The sequence below is a fragment of the Micromonospora phytophila genome (assembly GCF_023656545.1).
GTDB classification, from domain to species: Bacteria; Actinomycetota; Actinomycetes; order Mycobacteriales; family Micromonosporaceae; genus Micromonospora; species Micromonospora phytophila.
In genome coordinates this window covers 1-2,732 of sequence record NZ_JAMOKF010000509.1, presented here as the reverse complement: position 1 = coordinate 2,732, position 2,732 = coordinate 1, and the positions used below count along the sequence as shown (strand labels likewise).

Sequence of the window (2,732 nt, the reverse complement as noted above, 5' to 3'; positions counted from 1 at the left end):
CCGATAACCGGCGGCCCGGGCGTCACGGACCTGGCCGCGGCGCCCGGCTCCGGGTCAGGCCAGCGTGCGGAGGTGGCGCTCCAGGGCGGCGTACGACTCGGCGGCCCCCTGGGCCATGCCGGAGTCGATCATGCCGTCACGCTCCTGGGTGGTGTCGAAGCGGGTGGTGCCGGTGACCACGGTGCCACCGTCGCGCTCGGTGAAGACCAGGGTCTCCACGGCCACGTGCCCCGGCATGCCCTCGAACTCGAAGGTCTGCACGATCCGCTCCGGTACGACGATCTCCCGGAACTCGCCGCGGAAGGCGTAGTCGTTGCCGTCCTTGGCGTGCTCGACGAAGCGGTAGCGCCCGCCCTCCCGGAAGTCGATCTCGACGTCGAGCGGGTTGCCGCGCCCCCACCACCGCTTCAGGTGCTCGGCCTGGGTGTGCGCGGCGTAGACCAGCTCGCGCGGCGCGTCGAAGGCGCGGGTGAGGGTGATCTCCCGGTCGGACGGGAGGTCGAGCACGAGGTCACCGATCTGGGTCATCGCTGTTCTCCTTCAGGTCTCGCAGGTAGTCGTCCAAGGTGTCGTAACGCTCGTCCCAGAGCCGGCGGTACTGCTCGAGCCACTCGGCGAGCGTGCGCAGCGGCGCCGGGTCCAACCGGCACCGGCGCCACTGCGCCTCCCGGGTACGGACGATCAGCCCGGCCCGCTCCAGCACGGTGAGGTGCTTGGAGATGGCCTGCACGCTGATCGGGAAGGGCTCCGCCAGCTCGTTGACGGTCGCCTCGCCGGCGGCCAGCCGGGCCAGGATGGCCCGCCGGGTCGGATCGGCGAGGGCGGCGAAAACGGTGCTGACCGGATCTGCTGTCATCGCCCACTCTCAACCATCTGGTTTATAAACCGATAGGTTGAATATACAGCCCAAGCCGACCGCGTCAAGGGTCGTTGGCATTTCCGGACCGGCACCAGGTGTTCCGCCCTGGCCCGGACCGGCGGCCGGGGTCAGCGCCAGCCGTAGCCGGCGCGCAGCGCCTGGCCCACCCGGTCGAAGCGGGGACGGTCCAGCACGGCACCCTCGCGGCGGATGCTGTCCTCACGCATGGTGAGCACCCGGTCCAGCCGGACCCAGCTCGGCCGGTTGTCCCGGTCCCAGTCGCCGGGCCCAAGCGCCAGCCAGTGCCGCTGCCCGTCCCGCTCGCCCTGGCTGGAGAGCATCAGCCCGAACAGGGTGCGGCTGTGCCGGCCGACCACCAGCACCGGCCGGTCCTTGCCCTGACGCGGGTCGTCCTCGTACGGCACCCAGGTCCAGACGATCTCCCCCGGGTCGGCCTGGCCGTCCCGCTCCGGCGCGTAGGTCAGCTCGCGCCGCTGCAACGCGCTCACCTGCCGACGCCGGGCCACCTGGGCCGGGGCGGGCCCGGAACGCCGGGGCGACGGGATCACCGCGCCCACTCGACCGATGCGCGCCGCCACACTCCTCAACAGACCAGCCACGGCGGGCAGCCTACCCGGGCCCGCGCCGACCGGCCGAGCGGGCGGCGGCCCGGGCAGACTGGTGCCGTGGAACCGATCGAGCTGCCCCGGGACCTGCCCATCATCGAGCGGCGCGCGGTGCGGGTGGTGGTCCGCGACGCCGCCGACCGGTTGCTGCTGTTCCACACCCGCGACCCGGACCACCCCCGGCTCGGTACGTGGTGGGAGCTACCCGGCGGCGGCATGGACGTCGGCGAGACGTACCGGGACACGGCGGTACGCGAGCTGCGCGAGGAGACCGGCATCGAGATCACCCCGGACCAGGTCGGCGCGGCGACCTGGCGGCGACGGGCCAGCTTCCTGCACCGCCAGCTCCGCCACCACCAGGATGAGGTGATCGTCGCGGTACGGCTGGACCGGCCGGGACCGGACGTGGACGAGACGCACCGGCTCGACTACGAGCGGGAGGACTACTTCGGCTTCCGCTGGTGGCCGCTGCCCGAGGTGGTGGCCAGCCCGGCCCGCTTCTATCCGGGCCGACTGCCCGACCTGATCCTTCCCTTCCTGGCCGGCGAGGCGATCGATGAGCCGTTCGAGCTGTGGTCGTGAACGACGGCTGATACCGCCGCCATGCCCCGGCGACGCGGGTCAGGCACAGTGGGGGCATGACGACCGACCTGCACGGGCCGCTGTCCGGGTACGCCGAGCGACTGCACGCCGCGATCGGAGCCGAGCACCACGTCGCCTCCCCGCTCGGCGCGTGGCTGCTGCTCGCGCTCTGCGCCCCGGCCGCGAGCGATCGGGCGACGGCCGAGGGGCTGGCGAACGTGCTCGGCACCGACCCGGACACCGCCGCCGAGACGGCCCGGGCGCTGCTGGAGGCGCCCCACCCGCTGGTGCCGTCCGCCACCGCGGTCTGGCACCGGCCCGAGTGGGACACCGGCGGGCTGACCGGGTGGCGCGACGCGCTGCCGACGACGACCGACATGGGCGTGCTGCCGGACCAGGCCGGGCTGGACGCCTGGGCCCGCGAGCACACGCTCGGCCTGATCGAGAGGTTCCCGTTGCGGGTCAGGCCGGACGTGGTGCTGGCCCTGGCCAGCGCGCTGGCCACCCGGATCTCCTGGGCGGACCCGTTCGAGGTCGCCGACGCCGACGCGCTGGGCGCTGGCAGCGCCTGGACGGGCCGGCTGCGCCGGGTGCTGCGTAGTCCGCGCCGGGGCCACCGGTGCGCCATCGTGGCGACCGCACGCGCCGGGGACGTGATCGTGCAC

General features: G+C 73.6%; 4 protein-coding genes and 1 pseudogene. 2 read left to right on the top strand and 3 right to left on the bottom strand.

Annotated elements, in window-relative coordinates; genetic code table 11:
* Positions 1 to 54 precede the first annotated feature (54 nt).
* From NCC78_RS30510 to NCC78_RS30500, 3 genes are all read right to left on the bottom strand, one after another.
* On the bottom strand, positions 55 to 528 hold the full coding sequence (locus tag NCC78_RS30510; RefSeq protein ID WP_250798862.1) for an SRPBCC family protein: 474 nt from the start codon (positions 526 to 528) through the stop codon (positions 55 to 57).
* Positions 512 to 856 carry an ArsR/SmtB family transcription factor gene (locus NCC78_RS30505; protein WP_250798861.1) on the bottom strand — a complete coding sequence of 115 codons (345 nt, stop codon included), beginning with the start codon at positions 854 to 856 and terminating at the stop codon, positions 512 to 514. The genes NCC78_RS30510 and NCC78_RS30505 overlap by 17 nt, the downstream gene beginning before the upstream one ends.
* Positions 857 to 987: 131 nt before the next feature.
* Positions 988 to 1,479, bottom strand: coding sequence for a type II toxin-antitoxin system PemK/MazF family toxin (locus NCC78_RS30500; RefSeq protein ID WP_250798859.1), 492 nt, complete (start codon positions 1,477 to 1,479; stop codon positions 988 to 990).
* A 66-nt stretch (positions 1,480 to 1,545) separates the two neighbouring features.
* Between NCC78_RS30500 and NCC78_RS30495 the strand changes: the two genes are divergently transcribed.
* Both NCC78_RS30495 and NCC78_RS30490 read left to right on the top strand, forming a co-directional pair.
* Positions 1,546 to 2,067 (top strand): NUDIX hydrolase, encoded by a 522-nt coding sequence (locus NCC78_RS30495; RefSeq protein ID WP_250798858.1) that lies wholly within the window; start codon positions 1,546 to 1,548, stop codon positions 2,065 to 2,067.
* Positions 2,068 to 2,123: 56 nt separating this feature from the next.
* A pseudogene (locus tag NCC78_RS30490) lies at positions 2,124 to 2,732 on the top strand (hypothetical protein); the annotation flags it as partial.

Bases quoted from the DNA above. Each gene is read 5' to 3' on its own strand.
- NCC78_RS30510 (WP_250798862.1), bottom strand. From the start codon at position 528: ATGACCCAGATCGGTGACCTCGTGCTCGACCTCCCGTCCGACCGGGAG.
- NCC78_RS30505 (WP_250798861.1), bottom strand. From the start codon at position 856: ATGACAGCAGATCCGGTCAGCACCGTTTTCGCCGCCCTCGCCGATCCG.